The organism is Flavobacterium amniphilum (genome assembly GCF_023634845.1).
In the GTDB taxonomy this organism is placed as follows: Bacteria; Bacteroidota; Bacteroidia; order Flavobacteriales; family Flavobacteriaceae; genus Flavobacterium; species Flavobacterium amniphilum.
The window spans coordinates 43,696-66,209 of record NZ_JAMLJL010000016.1 but is presented as its reverse complement, the minus strand read 5'-3'; the positions used below and the strand labels follow the sequence as shown (position 1 = coordinate 66,209).

General features: G+C 39.9%; 19 protein-coding genes. 15 read left to right on the top strand and 4 right to left on the bottom strand.

What is annotated here, in order from left to right; all coding sequences use genetic code 11:
• Position 1: 1 nt before the first annotated feature.
• The 7 genes from NAT51_RS16010 (at position 2) to NAT51_RS15980 (ending at position 8,719) form a co-directional block, all read left to right on the top strand.
• Positions 2 to 2,599: an McrB family protein gene (locus tag NAT51_RS16010; RefSeq protein ID WP_250600446.1), complete on the top strand. Its 2,598-nt coding sequence runs from the start codon at positions 2 to 4 to the stop codon at positions 2,597 to 2,599.
• Positions 2,600 to 3,874 carry an McrC family protein gene (locus NAT51_RS16005; protein WP_250600444.1) on the top strand — a complete coding sequence of 425 codons (1,275 nt, stop codon included), beginning with the start codon at positions 2,600 to 2,602 and terminating at the stop codon, positions 3,872 to 3,874. It begins immediately after the preceding gene.
• Between the two features lie 103 nt (positions 3,875 to 3,977).
• A complete protein-coding gene (locus NAT51_RS16000) occupies positions 3,978 to 4,175 on the top strand; it encodes a YqaE/Pmp3 family membrane protein (RefSeq protein ID WP_250600442.1) in 198 nt (65 codons plus the stop codon).
• Positions 4,176 to 4,560: 385 nt separating this feature from the next.
• Positions 4,561 to 5,355, top strand: a complete 795-nt coding sequence (locus NAT51_RS15995) for a hypothetical protein (RefSeq protein WP_250600440.1) — start codon at positions 4,561 to 4,563, stop codon at positions 5,353 to 5,355.
• Between the two features lie 56 nt (positions 5,356 to 5,411).
• The gene (locus NAT51_RS15990) at positions 5,412 to 5,852 is read left to right on the top strand and encodes a hypothetical protein (RefSeq protein WP_250600438.1); all 441 of its coding nucleotides are present in this window, start codon (positions 5,412 to 5,414) and stop codon (positions 5,850 to 5,852) included.
• Between the two features lie 711 nt (positions 5,853 to 6,563).
• Positions 6,564 to 7,628 (top strand): class I SAM-dependent methyltransferase, encoded by a 1,065-nt coding sequence (locus NAT51_RS15985; RefSeq protein WP_250600436.1) that lies wholly within the window; start codon positions 6,564 to 6,566, stop codon positions 7,626 to 7,628.
• Positions 7,629 to 8,164: 536 nt separating this feature from the next.
• Positions 8,165 to 8,719, top strand: coding sequence for a DUF4494 domain-containing protein (locus NAT51_RS15980; RefSeq protein ID WP_250600434.1), 555 nt, complete (start codon positions 8,165 to 8,167; stop codon positions 8,717 to 8,719).
• 90 nt (positions 8,720 to 8,809) lie between these two features.
• Here the strand turns inward: NAT51_RS15980 and NAT51_RS15975 are convergent, their stop codons facing one another.
• The gene (locus NAT51_RS15975; protein WP_250600432.1) at positions 8,810 to 10,705 is read right to left on the bottom strand and encodes a T9SS type A sorting domain-containing protein; all 1,896 of its coding nucleotides are present in this window, start codon (positions 10,703 to 10,705) and stop codon (positions 8,810 to 8,812) included.
• A gap of 501 nt (positions 10,706 to 11,206) precedes the next feature.
• Here NAT51_RS15975 and NAT51_RS15970 point away from each other — a divergent pair.
• The 8 genes from NAT51_RS15970 to NAT51_RS15935 all read left to right on the top strand — a co-directional run bounded on the left by NAT51_RS15970 (position 11,207) and on the right by NAT51_RS15935 (position 19,136).
• A complete protein-coding gene (locus NAT51_RS15970) occupies positions 11,207 to 12,136 on the top strand; it encodes a hypothetical protein (RefSeq protein ID WP_250600430.1) in 930 nt (309 codons plus the stop codon).
• A 3-nt stretch (positions 12,137 to 12,139) separates the two neighbouring features.
• Positions 12,140 to 12,430, top strand: coding sequence for a YciI family protein (locus tag NAT51_RS15965; protein WP_250600428.1), 291 nt, complete (start codon positions 12,140 to 12,142; stop codon positions 12,428 to 12,430).
• A gap of 32 nt (positions 12,431 to 12,462) precedes the next feature.
• Positions 12,463 to 13,026, top strand: coding sequence for a hypothetical protein (locus NAT51_RS15960; RefSeq protein WP_250600426.1), 564 nt, complete (start codon positions 12,463 to 12,465; stop codon positions 13,024 to 13,026).
• Between the two features lie 484 nt (positions 13,027 to 13,510).
• Positions 13,511 to 13,900 carry a hypothetical protein gene (locus tag NAT51_RS15955; RefSeq protein WP_250600424.1) on the top strand — a complete coding sequence of 130 codons (390 nt, stop codon included), beginning with the start codon at positions 13,511 to 13,513 and terminating at the stop codon, positions 13,898 to 13,900.
• 11 nt (positions 13,901 to 13,911) lie between these two features.
• The gene (locus NAT51_RS15950; RefSeq protein WP_250600422.1) at positions 13,912 to 16,506 is read left to right on the top strand and encodes a DUF4132 domain-containing protein; all 2,595 of its coding nucleotides are present in this window, start codon (positions 13,912 to 13,914) and stop codon (positions 16,504 to 16,506) included.
• Positions 16,503 to 17,216, top strand: a complete 714-nt coding sequence (locus NAT51_RS15945) for a HesA/MoeB/ThiF family protein (protein WP_250600420.1) — start codon at positions 16,503 to 16,505, stop codon at positions 17,214 to 17,216. Before NAT51_RS15950 ends, NAT51_RS15945 begins: the two co-directional genes overlap by 4 nt.
• A gap of 631 nt (positions 17,217 to 17,847) precedes the next feature.
• Positions 17,848 to 18,561 carry a DsbA family oxidoreductase gene (locus tag NAT51_RS15940; protein WP_250600418.1) on the top strand — a complete coding sequence of 238 codons (714 nt, stop codon included), beginning with the start codon at positions 17,848 to 17,850 and terminating at the stop codon, positions 18,559 to 18,561.
• Between the two features lie 17 nt (positions 18,562 to 18,578).
• Complete coding sequence (locus NAT51_RS15935) at positions 18,579 to 19,136, top strand: 2'-5' RNA ligase family protein (protein ID WP_394799706.1); 558 nt, start codon at positions 18,579 to 18,581, stop codon at positions 19,134 to 19,136.
• A gap of 823 nt (positions 19,137 to 19,959) precedes the next feature.
• On the opposite strand, the gene NAT51_RS15930 is transcribed toward NAT51_RS15935, so the two are convergent.
• The 3 genes from NAT51_RS15930 to NAT51_RS15920 all read right to left on the bottom strand — a co-directional run bounded on the left by NAT51_RS15930 (position 19,960) and on the right by NAT51_RS15920 (position 22,406).
• Positions 19,960 to 20,337 carry a YchJ family protein gene (locus tag NAT51_RS15930; protein WP_250600415.1) on the bottom strand — a complete coding sequence of 126 codons (378 nt, stop codon included), beginning with the start codon at positions 20,335 to 20,337 and terminating at the stop codon, positions 19,960 to 19,962.
• Positions 20,327 to 20,539: a hypothetical protein gene (locus NAT51_RS15925; RefSeq protein WP_250600413.1), complete on the bottom strand. Its 213-nt coding sequence runs from the start codon at positions 20,537 to 20,539 to the stop codon at positions 20,327 to 20,329. The genes NAT51_RS15930 and NAT51_RS15925 overlap by 11 nt, the downstream gene beginning before the upstream one ends.
• A gap of 265 nt (positions 20,540 to 20,804) precedes the next feature.
• Entirely contained in the window at positions 20,805 to 22,406 is a 1,602-nt protein-coding gene (locus tag NAT51_RS15920) for a class I SAM-dependent methyltransferase (protein ID WP_250600411.1), read from the bottom strand.
• Positions 22,407 to 22,514 lie beyond the last annotated feature (108 nt).

Genomic DNA, 22,514 nt, shown 5'->3' with positions numbered 1-22,514 from the left:
TATGAAATTATTTTTCGGCAAAATTTCTCAAAAGTTCGACCCTAATCAATTGAAAGAAGGTTATTATGTTTCTGACAAAGGTAGTTCTTGGTTTGGTGATTTAGAAATAGGCGATTATGTCTATATGATAGGAGGTAACAAAGTACAATTTTGGCAAGCTCGAGAGTGGGGAATTAAAAATAATAGAGAATCGTTACTCTTTGATATTATACATCAAGATCTAGGAATCACTGTTTCTCAATTAATAGTCTTAAAATTTTTAAAGATAGATAAATCCTTAGCAGTATTAACTTCAAGATCAGCTAGAAATAAAGCTTTTTTTAAACTAGAAGCTATAAAAGATTTTTCTATTACTGATTTATCTGATTCTCAGTTTTACAAAAATCCTGAATTATATAGAACTATTAGAGTTATTAAACCAGAAGATGTAGTTGAAAATTCTGAGGATATCCAATTAATTTATGAAAATAATAAACTAGAGCTGGTTGATAATAACTTTATCGATAGCTCGATTAAAAAAGAGTTCATTGATAACCTTGACAAAAAAGGTAAAGGAGCCAGAATGAAGGACAATGTATTAGAGTTCTTTTCTAAAGCTGTTCAGGATTTGCCTACTACTATAACGCACAAACAAATTGGGTTTAGAAGCTTTTATGATACTTTTTTCTGCGATTACAAAGAGAATGCTAAATACTATTTAGTAGGTGCATATTGGGATACATCAAGTCCGCAAGATCAAACAGAAAGGTTTATAAAAAATAGTGTTTGGGAAAATGGCTATGATGATAAATTTAACCAAGAGGTAAATGCCGTTCCAATAGGTAGTAATATTGCGATTAAAGCAGCATTTGTTAGGAAAAAATCTAGATCTGTTATGACAATAAAAGCTAGAGGAATTGTTATAAACAACTTAAATAATGGACAAATTCTCGAAGTTGAATGGGAAGATGATTTTATTCCTTTTGAAGTTGGTTTTGGAGGGTATTTACAGACCATTAAAGAGGTTGTAAAAACAAAGCATATTAAATCCATATGGTATCCAGAAATTAATCTCAATGAAAATGATGATCTAGTAAAGTCTTCTCAAAAAAATATTAAATACATGAACAATTTTCCTTTGAATCAAATCCTATACGGTCCACCTGGAACTGGTAAAACATACAATACGATTAATAAAGCAATTTCAATAATTGAAAATCTTCAAGAAGATGATTTAAAGAAAATAAATAGAGATGATTTAAAGAAAAAATTTGATAGCTTTTTAATAAACGATTGGGAAAATCCAAAAGGACAAATAGCATTTATAACTTTTCACCAAAGCATGTCTTATGAGGATTTTATTGAGGGTATAAAACCCTTGGTTAATGAAAATAAAAATGTTATTTATGATGTATTGCCGGGTGTCTTTAGGAAAATATCATCGTTAGCCAATGACAATTGGTTAGACGCGCAAAAGGATTCGGGTTTTTTGTCATTTGATGAAGCATATAATTTGCTAAAAGAAGATTGGGAAGAAAACCAAGACATGAAGTTTCCAATGAAAACTAAAAACAAAGATTTTACAATTCTTGGTTTTACTGACAATTCAATTCAATTTAAAAAGGCAAGTGGGGGAACAGGACATACTTTAAGTAAAAATACTTTAAGAAATTATTATTATGGAAAGGAAGAGGTTGGACAAACTGGTATAGGTATTTATTATCCTCCTGTTCTAGATAAATTAAAAAAATATATACCCAACTCTGAATCAAATATAGTTAAAAAAAGTATTAAACCATTTGTACTCATCATCGACGAAATCAATCGTGGTAATGTCTCTCAAATCTTTGGTGAATTGATTACACTTATTGAAGAAAGCAAACGTTTAGGTAATGATGAAGCGCTAGAAGTAACCTTGCCGTATAGTAAAGACACTTTTGGGGTGCCACCTAATTTGTATATTATAGGTACGATGAACACAGCTGATCGAAGTGTAGAGGCATTGGATACCGCTTTACGTCGTCGTTTTAATTTTACCGAAATGATGCCACAAACAGAATTGTTAACTCCATCAGCTTTGTACTGTAAGTTATTATGGGATTATGAAAAACTTGATTGGGAAGATTTGGAGTTTAAAAAAGAAGAAGACTCCTTTTTTGAATTGTTTGGTCGTCCAAATGAAATAGATGAAAAGAAAGACGGTATTTGGAAGCAGATGAAATCTGAAAAGGATAGAAGTAAATTGGATTATTTCAAAGATTTTACTTTTTCTTTAGATTTATCGGAGATTTTAGAAACCATAAATAAGCGTATCGAACTACTTTTAGATCGTGATCATTCCATAGGACATTCGTATTTTATCAATGTAAATTCCTTAGAAGATTTAGAAAATACCTTTAAGAACAATATTATCCCACTATTACAAGAATATTTTTATAACGATTACGAAAAAATAGCGCTAGTATTGGGCGAGGGTTTTGTTAAGATTAAGAAACCACAGGATAACGAAATCAAGTTTGCAAAATTGTCGGTGGGAGTTGAGCAACCAGAACTTCAAACGGTATTTGCTATTAGAAAGGATTTTGATATACAAGAAGCCATCATTTCTTTATTGGGGTAAATGAGTAAGACTAAAAGTATAAAAGTTTTTGAATATTCTACCTTAATTTGTGGGCAGGAATATAATGGGCATCATTTTAAAAAAGCGCATTATAATGCGTTGGTCAAATTGAATGAGATTCATAAAGGTAATTATTTTACTATAGGAGTAAATAAAATTACCTTCAAAAACTACGTGGGTGTTCTACAAGTTGATGGTTTAGTCATTGAAATTTTACCCAAAATAGATCAATACGAATCAGATTCGGAGAACAACAAAGTAAAATGGCAAGCAGCTTTAATTGAAATGCTTCGGGTGACCAAGCACCTGAAGGTAAAAAAAATGGACGAGGCATCGGTAGCTACACAATCCAAACATTTGCTAGATATTTACTTTGAGTGGTTTTTAGCTGAGGTGCAAAAACTCATCCATCAAGGGCTTATTAAACAATATTATAAAGAAACCAGTCAGGTAAAAGCCCTAAAAGGCAAACTCGAATTTGCAGGTCATCTTTCTAAAAACTTGGTGCATAAAGAACGCTTTTATACCACCCATCAAGTATATGATAAAGACCATTTACTGCATCAGGTGTTGTTTTGCGCTTTAGAGATTATTGCTTCGCTCACTAAGGGGAATTATTTATACAGTACATGTAAAAAAGTCCAATTGGATTTTCCAGAAGTAAAAACAATCAAGGTAACCGCCAAAACTTTTGAGCAAATCCCACACAATAGAAAAACTGCACCGTATGAAACTGCATTGGCAATCGCTCGGATTATCATCCTGAATTACGCACCAAATGTCAAAAACGGCGCCGAAAATATGTTGGCACTACTTTTTGATATGAATGCCTTATGGGAGCAATACATATTGGTTCGATTGCAACAAGTCCAAGAGAAAAAGGGTTTTACGATCATGGGGCAAAATTCCAAACCTTTTTGGCAAAATATTGCCATTCGCCCAGATATAGTTTTATCAAAAGGAGAAAACGAAAACTATATCATTGACACCAAGTGGAAAAACATCGATCAGTCCAAACCATCGACCCAAGATTTACGCCAAATGTATGTGTATAATGAATATTGGGCCAGCAAGAAAGCATTATTGCTGTATCCGTCATGTAATCAACCGGATCAGATTCCTTTTGAAGGTTTTGCACCTGTTGATGGCAAGACAAATCACAAATGTGGAATTGGAAAAATTTCCGTTTTCAATGAAGACGGACAGACTTTGAATGCTGAAATTGGCAGTGTAATTCTGAATTGGTTTATTAGAGTGCCGAATCCTACGACCTAAAATCAGAAATCAATCATAAAACATCCCTGAAGATCACAGGTTTGAATCCAGTCGAGATCCCAACAAAAAAATCAGCAAATTGAACTACTAAAAAACAAACCCCATGCGCTACGTCATCGCCTTTTTCTTCCCTTGGTTATCCCTAATGCTGCAAGGTAAAATAGGATCAGGGATTATATGCTTACTATTACAAATCACCATCATCGGATGGGTGCCGGCTTTCATATGGGCAGTCACAGCCTTGAACCGCATGTATGAAGACCGGAGAACCAATAAGATCATCCACGAGATGAAACGGTAACCTTTCAAAGAAAAGCATCCATATCACGCAACCCTGTCAGGGTTAAAAATCGAATACTTTTGCCTTCGAGAACCTCAGGCAACGTTCATCCCGGTGGCTGAGCGGAGCCGAAGCCACAACCACCTACAGGGTTAAACAAATCCGTGGCAATTTCGTTTTCAATTTTCTTTTTGCCACAACTTTTGTGGCAATTTCATTTTCAAAAACGAAATTGCCACACTTTTAGGACGCAGACCGGTTCAAAGTTTAAGATTATGAAATGCTTCTTTCACCAGCATCACACAACAGATGTAATTTTAGTATATTTACCATCAACTCAATTGCACCCGTATAATAAAATCAATATTAAAAATTTGCGAATCTGTGATTAACCAATAATTGCAACATGAACAAAATCATTTTCCTGATACTGATTTATTTCCTCTTTATCAATGCAAATGCACAACAGCTTCCTACATTTTCCAAAGCATTAAAAATAGAACATGTTCATGGTGATGAATACCACGCCGTTGAAGGAATGTCTTTTGAAAACAGAAACGGAAAGGTTTACGGGAAAATTTCAATTCCTAATACAGACAGTCTTTTGCCTTCTGAAACACTCTTGGATAACAGTGAAATTAAAACCTTGAATGCTTTTTTAAAATTAGTTGAACAATACAAAGACAGTTGCACAGAAAAACACTTCAGCTCATCTGTACGATATTATACAATCCAAAAAGACAACCAGGAAATCAAGATTTTCAGATTTTGCGACTGGAAAAAACTAACTTACTTTGACATTAGAAATAAAATTTTTGGTGGCTATTTAAAACGACTTGAAAAGGAAAAGGAAAAATTGAATGCCTCTTATTCGGTTTTACTGAAAGGGAAATGGAAAAGTGATATACTTCTCCCCCAACTTAAAGCTGATTCTTCCATTTACACAGCTGAAAAAACAAATGATCTTTCACCGGAGAAAAATAAATACATTGAGTTCACCAATGAAAAAAAAGCTAAATTCTACAGAGGGGATAAAACAGTTAACTACAACTATTACATTGAAGTCCTCAATGGCAATAAATACCTTTGGCTATTGGGAGACAACAGCAGAGATGATGATGAATTCATTTATAGTCATAAATTCCTGATTATTTCACTAAGTCAAAATAAAATGTCACTGACACGATCTTATCAATATTAACTTTAAACCTATGGCTTCCTACATCAGCCTGACAAACAACAAGAATAGACTACTAAATGAAACTCTCCCTCTTCTTCCTCCTTTTCACCCTTGCCGGATTCGGGCAAAACGATTTGTATAAAAAACATACCGATTCACTGACTTCCCTGAACAGTCAGTTGCTGCTCTGTGTTAAAAACAATCCGAAGTTTGAAGTCGATTGCCGTAAAGAATACTTCCACATTATAAAAGATATGGAAAAAGAACTGTTTTCAGACATCAGGCAGACAATGACCGGCGAAGAAGCTAAAAAATTCCAAGCGGAAGAAAATGCCTGGACCGATTCATCCTATTGGTATTATTCGACAACGTTCAAATGGTTTAAAGAGAAACACCCCACCGAATCCATATTGCGTCCGTCAGACAAATCAAAAGCAGATTCCATAAAAGTACAGAATGACAATGCTGCTTATGTGAAGAAAAGGATTGAGGTGCTTTTGGAAATGGTCAAAAAGTGATCTCATCGACGGTGGCTGAGGTGTTACACTGCGCTTGTCGAAGTGATCTCGAGGGTGGCTGAGCGGAGCCGAAGCCACAACCGCCGGCAAGTTTTGCAACCGCTCCCGGGGTTCGGAGAAAACCTTCAACGCTACGCAACCCTTTCAGCGGTCGGAGACCCTGGAAGCGGTTAAAAAATCCATCAACAGAGCCTTGGTGGCTGAGCGGAGCCGAAGCCACAACCGCCAACAGGGTTTCCAACCGCTACCGGGGTAGAACGAAAACTTTCAGCATCATGCAACCTTTCAGCGATTGATACCCAAAAACTACCCACAACAAACTTGAAAAAATATTCTTTGTAGGTACAGCGCTGCACAAAGCAACTTTCAAAGTCACAGGTTTGAATCCTGTCGAGGTCACAACCAAACAATCATCCGTGGCAATTTCATTTTCGATTTTCTTTTTGCCACACCAAACGGTTACTGAGCCTGTCGAAGTATTGTGGCAATTTCGTTTTCAAAAACCTTTTTGCCACACTTTTGCCTTCGAGGACCTCAGGCAACGTTCTTCCCGGTGGCTGAGGTGTTACACTGAGCTGCGGTTACTGAGCCTGTCGAAGTATCGAAGTACCGAAGCCAACATCCTTAATTCCAGCAAAAAAAATACACTTTCCCTCCCATTCTGCGTTATAATTATACCCCGTTTCCGAAAACAGTATAAATTTAACCGTTATGGAACTATCAGAAATCATAGTACACAAGATTCAGGAGAACGGACCCATATCCTTTTGCGATTTTATGGAGATGGCCCTGTATTATCCCGGCTTGGGGTACTACACTTCAAACGGGAACCCCATTGGCGTAAAAGGCGATTATTATACCAGTCCGCAACTGACCCCGGTATTCGGGATGATCATAGGGAAACAGCTCGAAGCCATGTGGATCGCAATGGGTAAAGAACCATTCACCGTGGTCGAGTTTGGAGGTGGGAACGGCAAACTCTGCATGGATATCATGGCATATCTTAAAACTGTCCCCGAATTCTACGAAAAACTCAACTACTGCATCATCGAGAAACAAACCCTTAACTGGGAACTCCCCGAGAAAGTGAGTTGGCACCCTACCCTCGCCGGCATTCCTGAAATTACGGGCTGCATACTGTCGAATGAACTCGTCGATAATTTCCCGGTGCACCAGGTCGTGATGGAAGACGGGCTTATGGAAGTTTTCATTGGTCACGGCGAAAATTTTTACGAACAGCTCCAACCGGCCTCCGAAGAACTCAAAGCCTACTTTAACGAACTTAATATAGACCTGCCCCAAGGATTCCGCACCGAAATCAACCTGCAAGCCATACAATGGATATCCGAAATCGCCAAAAATCTCAAAAAAGGCTATGTTCTGACCATCGATTATGGCTATATTTCTTCCCAACTGTACACCGCACAGAAACAACGCGGCACGCTGCTGTGCTACAACAAACATACCACCAATGAAAATTGGTACGATAATATAGGTAATCAGGATATTACGGCACACATCAACTTTTCGGCGCTGTGCCATTGGGGATTCAAAAACGGACTCACCTGTGTGGGCCTCACAAGCCAGGCCGATTTCCTGATGCGGTTGGGTTTTAAGGAATCCCTCCGTGAAATGTCTTCAACTAAAACGGACGTACTCGAGGCGATCCGGGAAGAAGTCTTTCTCAGCTACATGCTGCTGCTGGATATGGGAACCAAATTTAAAGTCCTTATTCAGGAAAAAGGAATGGCCGGGAAGAGGTTAATGGCTGCTTAAAAAATCGAATACTTTTGCCTTCGAGAACCTCAGGCAACGTTCTTCCCGGTGGCTGAGCGGAGCCGTGGTGGCTGAGCGGAGCCGAAGCCACATTCGTGAATCTGTAAAGTATCTAAGTCACAAGCAACTACTCTTAATTTGCGAATCTGCGGTGGCTGAGGTGTTACACTGAGCTTGTCGAAGTGCTCTCGACGGTGGCTGAGCGGAGCCGTGGTGGCTGAGCGGAGCCGAAGCCACATTCGTGAATCTGTAAAGTATCTAAGTCACAAGCAACTACTCTTAATTTGTGAATCTGCGGTGGCTGAGGTGTTACACTGAGCTTGTCGAAGTGCTCTCGACGGTGGCTGAGCGGAGCCGTGGTGGCTGAGCGGAGCCGAAGCCACAACCGCCGACAGGGTTAAAAAGTATCGAAGCCGTGGTGGCTTCGGCTCCGCTCAGCCACCAACAACGAAACCACCATAACCAAAAAAAGAAATTCTGCAAACCTTTTATTTTTCTTTTAAAAATTACCTTTGCGCTCCTTAAAAAAACAGAATATGAGCGCAACCTGGTACGAATGCAAAATTAAATTCAAGAAAATAGACGAAAACGGCATGCTGAAAGTGACGAATGAACCGTATCTGGTAGATGCCTTGTCCTATACCGAAGCCGAAAGCAGAATCACGGAAGAAATGATGTCCTATGTGAGTGAAGAATTCAAAATCACCAACATCAAAGTGGCGAACTTTGCCGAGATCCATCCGTTTGAAAATGCCGACCGCTGGTTCCGTTCCAAAGTGGCGTTGACCGCCTATGACGAAGAAAGCGGTAAAGAACGCAAAACCAATATGTATTTGCTGGTGCAGGCCAATGATGTGAAGGAAGCTTACGACAATACCCTATATGCGATGAAGAACACCATGGGAGAATTTACGATCCCGGCCATTTCCGAATCACCTATTATGGATGTATTCCCGTATTTCAGCGGTGAAGAGGACGGATTGGAACAAATCGAAAAATTCAATGCCCTTAAAGCTTCCAAACCCGTAGCCCAGGAAGTGGAAGACCACATGGAGTTTGATGCCGAAGTGGTAGCCGAATACCAGGAGTAATATACCCTACTACAATCCTGTAATCACAGGATTAAATAAAAAATCCTTTCAGGCATTATACACTGAAAGGATTTTTTTTATTCCTGTTGGTTATGGATTCACCACTACTTTTTTGATTCTCACCGAAGCATCTTTACACATGACTTTTAACGTGTAAACACCCGGTTTGAATTGGGGTTCCAGATGTATTTCAATCGTATCGGAATTCGTTTTCACAAAAGTCAGTTTATGGGATTTCCCGGTAAAATCAATCAGCTGTACTTCGCTGACTTCACATCCGTCGGTACTAAAATATAATTTTTCCCCAGCTGCCACAGGATTCGGATAAAGCACCGTGTCTTCAGTAGCGCTTACTTGTGCTGCTTTTGCTTTGGTTTCAATCTGATATTCTTCTACCGCATAATCAGGCGAACCGTCGGCCAAAAATCCTTGTATCACAACCCGGAAAGCTTTACGGGTTTCATTCCAGCCTGAGCAATCATTATAAATACCATGCTTGATGTAATACCATTGGTTCACGGCCAAATTGGCACTGAAGGTTGCAGATGCATTTGAACAACATTGAACAGGATTTCCGGGTACACCAGTGTTTCCTGAAGTTGATCCGTTCGGCGCATAATAAACAGACCAGTGATGGTTCACAAATACCGGATTGCTGTGGGCAGCAGCGGTTACTGAAACCGTTCCGTTAATGTTTGCACTTGGCGCCAGATTAAAATTGGTCGTATAATTAGACCAGAATACACTTTGCGGTAAAGCGGTACGCTGTTCGGTCCAATTGATGCAGTTTCCGTAAACACCATGCTTGATGTAATAGCTTTTGGTTTGGCTCAAGCCGGTAAACGTTACGGTAGTCCCGTTTTGAACGACTCCCACCTGACCTATGGTAGCCGCATCAGAAATCGCGCCCGGCACATTGGTTTCCATCAATGCCCACCATTGGTTAAGCCCCGGGGCAGTATACGAAGCCGTAGCCGTAACGCTCATGGATCCGTTAGGCGCACAAAAACTGTTAAAGGTGAAAGCGGGTGAAGCCGTATTGTTCAATACCCTGAATGTTTGGGTGCTTTCCACCCACCCTACACACGGTGCTGAAGCCGTGGCCATTTTGACCTGGTATTCAAAACCGGCCGCAAAAGAATAATTTTGCGACGCAAATATACTGCTTAAATTCAAAAGCCCTGCCTGACCGCTTGACCAACCGTTAGCCCCCAGTTGGGCCTGCCATTGAAAAGATGCAGTTGAACCAATGGGTCTTCTCCATACATCAATATAGTACTGATTTTCACCAAATGAATTGGTTCCATTTAGAAAGACAGATTCTCCAGAACAGAAATCGGTTTTAACTGTGCCACCCGCATCCTGGAAATGAAACACCGAAGTCACCGGTGGGATAATGCTCACATTGTCCACTTCCATCTGAATTTGCGCACCGCCATTACCAGCTGGAGTGGCGGTCATCATAGGATAAAACCATAATTGCGTATAATTCACTGATGGTGTAAAAGTGACGGTTATCGTATCCCAACCGGTTCCTGAATTAGCTATTGCATTTCCAACTGTACTGCCCCAAATAGCCTGTGAACCTGAGAGTGTGGGCATAGCCGTACTTGTATTGCCGTTTATCCCGGAAGTAACTCGGGCATTAAGGGTTGAGTTCAGAACGGTTGTGTTAGGATTGGAAATATTGGTTGAAGCACGTACGTCAAATGTTATCCGGTAAGTTCTCCCCGCTTGAAAATCGTAATTGGTTATAATCCCTTCTCCCCTGCCTGAGTTGGACCAAACCCAGGCCCAGGTGTTAACTCCTACCGTCCCCATAACCGTTGGCGTACCATGACTGGCAGTCCATCCGTTTACGCAAATATTACTGGCATTAAAACCGTTACCGGTACAGGTACTCTCTAAAGTACCATTGATAATGCATTGTCCGCTGACAATACCCCAAAAAAGCAATAATGCTTTCGTAAAAATAATTTTTCTCATCGTATAAAGTTTTAGCTGTTTAGTTTGTAAGCTTACTTTACAAAGATGTCTCCTAAAAAAAGAAAAATTATCAGGATAATTCCTCCAAAAAAATAAGAAATCCACTGTTTGCTTCTCACCGAATTAAGGGATGGGTTTACTCCTTTAAAAAAGATAATTGCGGATCAACCTGTGGCAATTTCATTTTCAATTTTCATTTTGCCACACCAGACGGTTACTGAGCTTGTCGAAGTATTGTGGCAATTTCGTTTTTGAAAATGAAATTGCCACAGGTTTCGGTGGTTTCGACTACGCTCAACCACCTGTGCATAAACTAAGTCTGTTGCGGTGGCTGAGGCTCTCGAAGCCACACTCCAATGGTTGCTGAGCCTGTCGAAGTACCGATGGTGGCTGAGCTGGTTGCTGAGCCTGTCGAAGTACCGAAGCCACCATTAAACAAAAAACCTTCCCGACTATATCCATCCTTTTGAATATATTTGCATACATCCTTAAAACATGACCATGAAAATTACAAACCTTGTCCTACTCCTATTGGCATTCCAGTTTTCGTCTGCGCAGCAAAAAGAAACCGTTACCATCCCGAAAGGAGTTGTTTACAATTACTGCAGTCCAAAAAAAATTGAAGAAGCCAAAAAACTGATCACCAACAATTTAAAAGGGGACAATTATAAAATACTGCAGGATAACCTGATTGTAGGACCGGTATTATGGTCAAGGTTTAAAAACAATCCCGAAATCCAGAAGATTGAAAAAGCAGATGTGACTTTTGTAGTCGACAAAATGGAATTGGCCGGAAAGATGAGCCAGAGTATGAAAGATTCGAAAATCATCTGGGACCAACTTAAAAAGGAAATCACCGGGGATTTTGTGATCCGTAAGGCTACTCAACAGGAACTGCAATACTACTGGGCGGTGATTTCATTCGATATCGAAGAACCTTTGCTGATTGTGGAAACGAAAGAACACAATTACATCCTGAATTTACTACCGAAAGACCTGAAACTGATGTGGCTGGATGAAGCGCCAAGACCTGATATGGATAAAAAGGTGATGTACAAGGACGGAAAGGTAATAACCAAACTTGACAAAGGTGAAAAAGAAACCAAACTGGAAACTGTTGAGCTACTGAATACCGATCAGGAACTAAAGGAAAACACATCGCTTGAAGATCTTAAAATGATACTCGATAAAGTGAATGCCATTTTTGAGGAATTATTCAAAAATTCAACCAAACCGGGTAAAATCATGGTGGAGTTTAAATTGAAAAAGGACACCAATGAAATCACCTATGCCGTGAAGGATGATCTGGATCTGGATATCATGAAAGAATTTGAGAAAAGGGTAAATGCCGAAAAGTATCCCAATTCAAAAAAAGACCCGGTCGGATTCCGCATGCTTTTCAAAGTGAATTCGTATAACGAAACCGAGTAAAAAATGTTCATCATTGCGCTCACCTACTGCAAACCGATTGAGGAAGTAGAGAAAAATCTCCAGGAACATATCCGTTTCCTGGATAAATATTACGCACAGGAAAAATTCATCTTATCCGGACGGAAAAACCCGAGAACCGGCGGTGTTATCCTTGCCGTGAATACTACTAAGGAGGAACTTGCTAAAATAATTCAGGAAGATCCGTTTCACCAACATGGTATTGCCAGGTATGAGATCACCGAATTTATTCCCACACGCGGTGATGTAAAACTCAGTGATTTTATTGAGAGTTGAAATCAGTAATTAAATCAACCCAAAATTGTAACATGGGGAATTATACCAAAGAGGAAGTAAGGGAAATAATCCATACGAAATATATCAAACCGGATTTTTTTAATGATATTTTCGGTGCACGAACTACATATAATGAATATGAAAAAATTAAGTCATCAAAATACAGAAGTAAAGAGCAAACCCATAATAAAAACATATACAGGAACAAACATGTCTTTATTTTCTTTTTAGTACTTGCTTTTTTAGTACTTATTTATCTTTTCGGTACTTCTGATGTAACAAAACCGCTCAGTTTCGATGCAAAGGCATTATTTTGGGGTGACTTCCTGGCCATTTTATTTTTTTCATATCAAGTTTTCTTCGCCAGAAAAAAGATTTTAATCAAAATCAAAACCGATTCGTTTGTGTTAAAAGACGGAACTGAAATTTTCTGGAATAAGATTCTGATTACGGGAATCCTTATAACAAACGGAAAACACAAATCCTATTTCGTAATTCTTGGACTTGATAACGGCGATGTTATCAAAATAAATACTGATGAATCCGAAATGACCGGAGAGGATTTCATAAGGATTATTCATCTGAACCAAGCTTAAAAAATAGAGTAAACCTGTGGCAATTTCGTTTTCAGTTTTCTTTTTGCCACACCAGACGGTTACTGAGCTTGTCGAAGTATTGTGGCAATTTCATTTTCGAAAATCAAATTGCCACAGGTTTACGGTGGTTTCGACTCCGCTCAACCACCTGTGTATAAACTAAGTCTGTTGCGGTTGTTGAGGCTCTCGAAGCCACACTCTTTTGCCTTCGAGAACCTCAGGCAACGTTCTTTCCGACGACTGAACCGGTGGCTGAGCTGGTTGCTGAGCTACGGTTACTGAGCTTGTCGAAGTATCGAAGTACCGAAGCCACAAACTTTTGCCTTCGAGAACCTCAGGCAACGTCGTTTTATCCGGCTTTATTTGTTCATAAAATTATCACCGTTTAGCTTGTTTGTTCCCTTTGAAAATAGCTATATTTAAAACCCCGTTGCAACTAATGGGAATCTAAAAAATATTTAATTTAATCCGATACATCCGTCACATGAATATCCTAATTTCAGATGAACTCTTAAACGGTACGGTTACAAACCAATTTGAAATCGAAGTACAATCGGCTTCCATAACCGTGGAAGAGTTGATCACAAAACGCGTCACTGCCGAAATTGAAAGTTATAACAAACGTTTGCCCGGCTATTTTAACGGACTGGTGGAACCCACAAATGCCGAACGTACCCTTAACGGATACAAACTAAAAGCGAAGCAACTGATTGATACAGAAAAGCAGGTGTACATTGCTTTGAATGCTTTTCAGAAAAACGGTTTCTTTATCTTGGTTGACAATCAGCAACTGGAGGAACTTGACCAACTGGTGACTTTCAGAAATGATTCAAAAATCTCTTTTGTCAAACTAACGCCTTTAGTTGGAGGGTAACCGGTTGTATTATGGAATTATTTAAAAAAATCAAATCTGCCATGGGTTTGAAAACCGAAGAAAGTATCGGAAAAAATACGGAGGAAAATACAGAATTCAGAGAGGCAATTGACCGGTGTATCAGGGAATATACGAGCCAGACACACTTCTTTTTTTATAATGTTACGTTCTCGGAAATCCCCTTTTACAATGAATCCATCAAAAAATGGGATGATGAAAAAAAGGGGGAATTTGCCATTTACTTGGCAAACACGAGCAAAAACACCTATCCTTCTTACCGCAAAGGTCATCAAAAACTGCATGATGAACACCAGTTGACTTCCCAGATGCTCGCCAATATGTTTAGGAGCAAAATGAAGTTTTCTGAAAAAAACATCGTTGCACTTTATGAAATCTTTAAACAAAAGTTTTGTAATGAAACCTACACCGGAATATACTGGTGGCCCATAGCCGGTTTTTTCAGACAAATTGAATACAGTTTTCCTCCCACCGAAATTCCTGAAAGTGTCGTAGGGTTACTGAATGAAATTGTAAGTATTGAAAAAAGTCCCAATACCTACTTTTACAAAGAACAGGTTAAATTAGACGAAAAAATCAAAATTTATCTTCATGCTGCTAAAGGTGAAGAAGGAGGTGTAAAACCAACTTACTTTTTAGGGGAAGATGAATTTCAACCCTTTGCCAATAATGTATTGGAACAGCAAAAAGAAGAAGACAAAAAACTTTGGTTCGAATTAATTGCCCTGGCACAAAAAGCAAATGGCGGTAAACCTTCGCAGAAATATCTGAACGAAGCTAAAAAAATTATTGACCAACTCGGATCGGATAAATTCAAGAAGGTTACGCAGGAATGGTTTACGTTTGTAATCAACCTTAAAGAAACGGTAACGGTAAAAACCTATACCTATAGCGGATATGAATCTACTTATAATGTAATTGAATTTTTGTCCAGTCTGAATGCCGATGCCATTAAGGGGTTTGTATGGATGTCGTCCTGGTTTTATGACAACACAACAATTCAGACAATCAGCAAGCTCGCCGACCGCTCTTTCAAAAAAATTCCTGAAAAAGGACCCGCTGCAGCAGGAATCGGGAATGCCTGTTTATATACCCTTTATGCGTCAAAAGGATTGGACGGAATTGCCCAACTGTCGCGTTTGCGTTTAAAAATCAAACAGGCCAATACCTTAACGCTTATTGAAAAATATATCGATGAAGCTGCCGCTAAATTAGGAATCTCTTCAACTGAAATTGAAGATTTGGCGGTAGATGACTTTAAATTGAAAGACCATCAGCTGACGTATACTTTTGATGACTTTACCGGGGTACTTGAACTGACAGGCATCGGTAAATCCAATTTAAAATGGATCAAACCGGACGGTAGCCAACAAAAATCGGTTCCACAATTGGTCAAAGACAAATTCGCGGCAAAACTTAAGAAACTCAAAGCGGTTCAGAAACAAATCGACCAGACGACGGTTTCGCAAAAGGAACGGTTTGACCGGATGTTACGAAGCAACAGAACCATGACTTTGGATTATTTCAAAGAAAAATACATACAGCATGGTTTGCTTTCTTTTGTGATCAATAAAGTGATTTTTAAATTTTCCAACGATACAACGGAATGCCTGGCTATTTACAGCAATAACCAATGGATTTCCATACATCATGACCCTATCGGTATTGATGAGTTTACAACGGTTTCGTTGTGGCATCCTGTAACAAGCAGTACCAATGAAGTGAAGGAATGGCGCCAGTTTTTACTGGAGGGCCAAATTCAGCAACCGTTTAAACAAGCCTACCGGGAAATTTATTTGCTTACGGAAGCGGAAATCAATACGAGAACCTACAGCAACCGGATGGCATCGCATATCCTGAAACAGCATCAATATGTGACGCTGGCCAAAGGAAGAAACTGGAAAGCCAAATTGATGGGGGCCTGGGATGGCGGAGACGAGGATACTGCCCTGCTTTTTCTTCCGGAATATGCAATCCGTGTGGAATACTGGGTAAATCCGTTAAATGCTAACGATGAGTTCAATGCAACCGGTATATGGAATTATGTCACGACAGATCAAATCCGTTTTGTAAATTCGGAAACAAATGAATTAATAGAACTGATTAATGTCCCGCCAATTGCTTTTTCTGAAGCGATGCGCGATGTCGATTTATTTGTGGGCGTAGCGAGTGTCGGAAATGATCCTACCTGGAGTGACTCGGGCGGATTGCCTAACCACAGGGATTATTGGCAGTCCTATTCGTTTGGTGATTTATCGGAAATTGCCAAAAACAGAAAGGAAATACTTCAGGGGCTTATCCCCCGCTTAAAAATTGCATCGGTTACACATATTGAAGACCGGTTTGTGGTGGTGAAAGGTAAATTGAGAACGTATAAAATACATATAGGAAGTACCAATATTTTAATGGAACCGAATGATCAGTATTTGTGTATTGTTCCTGACAGAAGTAAGAAAGATGTAAGTGAAAATTTATTTTTGCCGTTTGAAGGTGACAATGGTCTTTCGGTTATTATTTCCAAAGCATTTTTGTTAGCCGCCGATGATAAAATTACGGACAGCTCCATTACATCACAAATTAACCGATGAAGGAACGCTACAGTCAGCAAATACTCCTCCCCGAAATAGGAACACTTGGACAGGAACAAATTGATAAGGCTGGTGTTTTGGTTGTCGGTGCCGGAGGATTGGGCACCGTAGTCGCCACTTATCTGGCAGCAATGGGCATTGGTAAAGTTGGAATCGCCGATTTTGACGAAGTAAATGAAACCAATTTACACCGGCAGTTTTTATATACACCGGCTGAAATCGGACAAAAGAAAGCCCGCGTCCTGACCGGGAAATTAGCCGCACAAAATAATCATGTAACGGTTATCGCTGTTGAAGCGTGTATAACCAATGATAATTTTGCCGACATTATTTCAGATTATACAATTGTTTGTGATTGTTCGGATAATCTGGCGACCCGGCTGGTCCTGGACAAACAGTGTGGTTTTCACAAAGTACCGCTGGTACATGGTGCGGTTTCGGATTGGCAGGGATATGTTACGCTTTTTCATTATAAAAACCAGTTTCAATACCGGGACCTGTTTGATATGGAAACGCTGTTAAAAAATGATTCCTGCACAATCAATGGTGTCAGCAGCCCGGTTTGCGGAATGATTGGCAGCATCATGGCAAATGAAACGGTTAAAATTATTTTGAATTTAGCATCCAACTTAGATGGCGGTTTACTCTATTGCAACGGTTTGAAAAATGATTTCAGGTTTTTGAAATTAAAGAAGCAGGCCACCAATTGATTCCTGTAAGAAATCCAAAAAACAAATTCCGGATAAAAGCAACAATAACCCGAACATCCTTTGTGGCAATTTCGTTTTTAATTTTCTTTTTGCCACAACTTTTGTGGCAATTTCATTTTTGAAAACGAAATTGCCACGGTTTTAAGGTGGTTTCGGCTCCGCTCAACCACCTGCGTATAAACTAAGTCTATTGCGATGGCTGAGGCTCTCGAAGCCACACTCTTTTGCCTTCGAGAACCTCAGGCAACGTTCTCCCCGGTGGTTGAGCTGATTACTGAAACTGTCGAAGTACCGATGGTGGCTGAGCGGAGCCGAAGCCACACTCTTTTGCCTTCGAGAACCTCAGGCAACGTTCTCCCCGGTGGCTGAGCTGATTACTGAAACTGTCGAAGTACCGATGGTGGCTGAGCGGAGCCGAAGCCACATTCCAACGGTTACTGAGCTTGTCGAAGTATCGAAGTACCGAAGCCACATACTTTTGCCTTCGAGAACCTCAGGCAACGTTCTAACCGGTTACTGAGCTACGGTTACTGAGCTTGTCGAAGTATCGAAGTACCGAAGCCACACTCTTACACTGCAATGCAATTCCCATTTATTTTTTTCCGAACTTTACAACATAAATCCCAAGTCCATGACTCCTAAAATGACAATCGATATCTGGTCAGACCTCATGTGTCCCTTCTGCTTCATCGGAAAGAAAAATCTCGATGCGGCACTTGCACAGTTTCCTGACCGTGACAGCCTCAGCATTGAATGGCACAGTTACCAACTTGCTCCGGATTTTTATCCGAAAGCGGGTAAGAACGCCCATGAAGTTTTAGCCGAATACAAAAATGTTCCGGTGGATGAAGCCCGGCAGATGAATACTTATGTGGCTGATATGGCTGCGCGTTCCGGTATTACCTTCGACATGGACCGTATGCAGTGGGCGAATACATTTCACGCACACCGTTTGCTGCAATGGGCGAAACAATACGGATCGGTTCATGCGCTCGAACAGCGTTTGTTTGAAGCGGTATTCTGCAACGGGGAAAATATCGGTACTGTTGATACTTTGCTTGCCATAGCAGGCGAAGTGGGATTACCGGTTACCGAAGCAACAGCCATTTTAAACAGTACGGCTTATACAGAGGAAGTCCGCCAGGATATCCGGCAATCCATGTCGTTGGGACTACGCGGTGTACCATTCTTTCTGGTTGACAACCAAATTACATTCAGCGGTGCGGTACAACCCAATGATTTCCTTCAGGTAATCACGGAAAGTTTTGCCAACTGGAGGGCCGAGAACCCGCAGTCAATTTCACTGGATGGTGAATCGTGCGGTATTGACGGTATCTGTGAATAATCTGTAATTTATTGGTCATGCCCGAACGTTATTCCGTCGTCCTCCATCCTTCCCGGGAAGTTATAAACGAAGTCCAACAGATGAAAGAGCAACTGGCTGCTGTCATTGGTTGGTACAACAGTAAAAATTCACTGGCACATATTACGTTGAATGAGTTTGAAACCGATGCAAGGGAATTGGACAACATCCGAAAGCATCTGATGGCCATCTGCCGCTATTTACATCCGGAGCCAACACGCTTCAACCGCTTTGACACCTTCCCGAACGGTGCTTTTTTTCTGGCACCCGATGAAAGCTGCAAAGAACAATTGAAAGCCATCATGAAGGAATTCCATCAGGGATTTAAATACAAAACCGAAATCAAAAGCAGTGAACCCCATATATCGATTGGCCGCCGCTTAAAACCGGAACAGATCACCAAGGCTTATGCTTTGTTTAATACACCTGCCCTGTCTTTTCTATGTGACCGCATCGCATTACGCCGCTTTAATCCGGAACGCAAACAGTTTGATATTGTGGAGGAATTTATTTTTGGCGGTGAAATGAAGGAAGGTGTTCAGGGGAAGCTTTTTTAGGTTATATTTTAAAACAAAAAATTCTCGATACGATTTTCCCTTCACTACGTTACGGTAAAATCACTCGAACTGACGGTAAAATTAAATCGGTTCGTCACCTCGAGTGTTTTTTATGCAGAGTAACGGAATAAAAAATGTATCGGGAGGCCACTCTTCAAAACAAAAAATTCTCGATACAATTTTCCCTTCACTACGTTACGGTAAAATCACTCGAACTGACGGTAAAATTAAATCAGTTTGTCACCTCGGGTGTTTTTTATGTAGAGTAACGGAATAAAAAATGTATCGAGAGGCCATCCTTCAAAACAAAAAGTTCTCGATACAATTTTCCCATCACTACGTTACGGTAAAATCACTCGAACTGACGGTAAAATTAAATCGGTTCGTCACCTCGAGTGTTTTTGTGCAGCGAAGCGGAATAAAAATGTATCGGGAGGCCATCCTTCAAAACAAAAAGTTCTCGATACAATTTTCCCTTCACTACGTTACGGTAAAATCACTCGAACTGACGGTAAAATTAAATCGGTTCGTCACCTCGAGTGTTTTTGTGCAGCGAAGCGGAATAAAAAATGTATCGAGAGGTCATCCTCAAAACAAAAAGTTCTCGATACAATTTTCCCTTCACTACGTTACGGTAAAATCACTCGAACTGACGGTAAAATTAAATCAGTTCGTCACCTCGAGTGTTTTTGTGCAGCGAAGCGGAATAAAAATGTATCGAGAGGTCATCCTCAAAACAAAAAGTTCTCGATACGATTTTCTCCGAAAATCACTCGAACTGACGTTTAACAATAAAACTCTGAAAATCTAATAATCTAAAACTCTAAAACCACTTCCCATCCACATAAAACCATTGGTCTCCTTCCTTTTTAAAGGTGGATTTTTCATGATGGGTGTGTGCATTCAGGCTGCTGTCAAGGTAGTACGCTTTGAATTCGACCGTATGTGCTGAACTCTGGATAATTTCAAGTTTCACCCAATGGTTTTCTACGGCAAAAGAAAGTATGTCTTCTTTGTGGTGGTGTTTACGTGTTGATAAATGGGTTGTCGCAATCAGATAGTCGGCATCATGGACACAATACGCCGAATATCTTGAACGCATGAGTTGCTCAGCCGTTGAAGGTTTCTTTTTCCCTAGGATATAAAGCTCGCAGCAAAGTGCAAAATCATTTCCCGAACCGCAGTAACATTTATCCGGCATTTTTCTGTTCCAATTGTGTTAGTAAAACCTGATAACGGCTGAGTTCGATCAAATCGTCGTCGTTATCGGCAAAGTCCATCAGCTCGTTTATAATTTCACCGGCTTCTTTCAGTTTGGCACTTGTACCTTCTTTATCTTTTTGTACCAGACAGTCAATGGCTTGCTGTACGGTTATCTTTAATTCGGTGAAATTGATCTGCATAACGTTTAATTTAGGTTCAAAGTTAACACAATATTTCCGGACTGTTAAACTTCTCACCAAAAACACCTAATTTACTTAATTACAATAATTTAGACTCAAAAATAAATCCATTTTAGGATTAAATTCTGTACCTTTGTAGTAGGTTCATACGTTATTAAATGAACGTTTCATACTAAAAATGAGAAGTGTAGGGATAGCCAATAAAAAATGTTCTTCTTTGATTATTTAAAATGTAAGTTTTGGCTATCCCTATCTAATATCTCCCTTATTTTCCTTTGAGTAAATGTATCGTCACTGTGGCGTAATCAGTGTTGGGAAACTGCTGGAAAAAGCGTTCTTCCGAATGCAACCCTGCCATTCCGGCAACTTTAATAAATTCTTTGACTTCAACAATGTACTGATCGGATAATCCGTGTGTCACGTCATAAGCAGTCGCCGGAGTCTGGCCCAGGTGCTGTGCCGTAATATTCGGATCAACCGTATGCAGTTCAATGAGTAACAACCCGAATTGCTTCACATAAGGTGACCACTTCCTGAAATGTTCGTAGAGATTGGCTTCTACTTTATCGTTCGAAAGCAATTCGCCGCGGTAAGCAAAAGCTCCGGTTGAATGGCTTTCGATATTGTGCAGACCTTCCGGTTCAGACCATATGCGGTTATGATCCAAAAAAGTTCTGACATTGAGTAAATCTTTCAGATCGATTTTATAATTGTCCTGTAAATCCTGCGCCAGTAGATCCGGATTCCCGATGTCACCCCAAATTACCTTAGCCCAGATATCGGCTTTGATCAAATTGGCCCGTGTAACTTTTAAGGCGACCTGGTTGTAATCGACTCCTACCAAGAACAGTGGATACTCTTCCAGCATCTTGCCGCGTAGTGTTTGTCTTTCAATTACATTAAAGATATGATGCAGGAAAGCGCCGTTACCGCAACCCATGTCGAGGATACCTTTCGGCTGTTCGCCAATGGGCTTGTTGAACAACTCGATGATAATTTCGTCAATGACTTTAAAATAAGTGCTGTGTGCACCACCGCTCCCCCATACGTTCATTTCCCGGTTCACATGGATTTCGGTCTCGTTGACTCCTATATTACGGAGTGTATTCGGATCACCGAAAAGCAGTGACTTGATATTTTTAAGCATCGGCAGATACGAAACCGTTACACCGTAAGCAGAAGCTCTTTTGGCAAAAAAAAATCCCTGATCAGCAAACTGGTATTTCCCGTTTCTTTCGGCAAACCATCCCAAAGCTGTAAAAAAGTCCAACATCTGTCCGAATGCTTCCGGTTCCTTATGAAATTCGTCCGGACTGAAAGAGGTTTCCATAAAATACTTATGGAACATTCCGGTCATCCCGAGATTGACAACCAAAGGTGCGGCAAGATATCCTTCAATGTGTTTTAAAATCTGCTGCTGGATTTTATTCTTTACCGGATCTTCATCAAAAACAATATCATAATTCCTTTTATATGTTTCGAAGATGGGTTTCAACTGACTGATGGATTGTGTTGTAATGACATTGGCCGTAAAAAAATCGGTAGTAAAGAGTAACTTCACAATATCATCGTAGAGGTAAAATTGGGAAAAAGCATATTCACTGTTGGAATTAACGCTGATTATAATTTCTTTGTTTGCTTCGTCAATCCCGTAATCAATAAATCCCTGTGAAGCCAAAGCCCGTAAAGCGACATTGAGGTATCCGTCGTTGGCCTTACATTCGGCTGAAAGTGTTTTTAAAGTCGTTTTCTGAAGTTCCGACAACTTTTGCAACACTCCTTTTTCCTTTAGAATAAAAGCAATGGGAGCGGTTACTATACCGTCTAAATGCCTGAAGATTAATTCTCTTCCATTAGTATTTGTCATTTGCTTTGTTTGTTTTTTTGTCTGTTTATCCAAATATATGATTTTTAACTAAACAATAATAAGCGAACAAATTTTCAGAATAGTATATTTGTATTCTATTGATTCACA